Origin of the sequence: Bartonella sp. MR110HLJHH (genome assembly GCF_042194225.1) — a bacterium.
GTDB classification, from domain to species: domain Bacteria; phylum Pseudomonadota; class Alphaproteobacteria; order Rhizobiales; family Rhizobiaceae; genus Bartonella; species Bartonella grahamii.
Map to the genome: position 1 here is coordinate 1 of NZ_JBHIMQ010000088.1, position 764 is coordinate 764.

The 764-nt window shown below is 37.4% G+C and carries 2 protein-coding genes; both read left to right on the top strand.

From position 1 onward, the window contains the following. Positions 1-144, top strand: a 144-nt coding sequence (locus ACFIKB_RS09495; protein WP_375653513.1) for a DnaB-like helicase C-terminal domain-containing protein, incomplete at its 5' end; no start/stop codon positions are given. 85 nt (positions 145-229) lie between these two features. Then, a complete protein-coding gene (ssb, locus tag ACFIKB_RS09500; protein WP_375653511.1) occupies positions 230-673 on the top strand; it encodes a single-stranded DNA-binding protein in 444 nt (147 codons plus the stop codon). Positions 674-764 lie beyond the last annotated feature (91 nt).

The following is a 764-nucleotide window of genomic DNA, read 5'->3' on the forward strand; positions in this document are numbered from 1 at the left end:
TGGCAAGATGCAATGGAGCAAGCCAAGGGTAAAGCCGAGGTTATTATAGCAAAACAACGCCATGGTCCGACAGGAATCGTTCCCCTTGCCTTTCAATCCGATTTTACACGCTTTAGTGATTTAGAACATAATGTAACACTTTAAATAATTGTTATTAGCTAACTGAAAACATTGTAAAAACACATAAAACATGTTATGATCTTTACATTATTTAATGGAACTTACAAACATGCTTAATAAAGTGATTTTAATTGGTCATTTAGGTGCCAATCCAGAAAGCAAAACAATGTCATCTGGCATCGAGGTGGTCAATTTTCGAATGGCAACGTCTGAGAGCTATACAGACAAGGCAACCAATAAGAAAGTAGACAAAACCGAATGGCATTCCATTGTGGTGTTTAATCCACATTTGGCAAAAATAGCGCTTCAGTATCTCAACAAAGGTAGCAAAGTTTATATCGAGGGGCGACTACAAACCCGTAAATGGCAAGATAAAAACGGTGTTGATCGCTATGTAACAGAAGTCATATTGCCTCAGTACAAAGGTGAGTTAAAGCTATTAGATGGAAAAAATGATGATGATCAAGAGCCGTCATCATCTGCTTATGACAGAAGCATTTACAGACCTCTTGATACGCCCCATACCGTTATGAATGACAGTGTTCCTTTTTAATAGAGAGTATTTAAATGTCTGATAAGCCGCCGCTCCATACCTTTAGTGCAATCTGTAAATCTAAGCCAGTTTATAACTATACTATTACAGA

Bases quoted from the DNA above. Each gene is read 5' to 3' on its own strand.
- ssb (WP_375653511.1), top strand. From the start codon at position 230: ATGCTTAATAAAGTGATTTTAATTGGTCATTTAGGTGCCAATCCAGAA.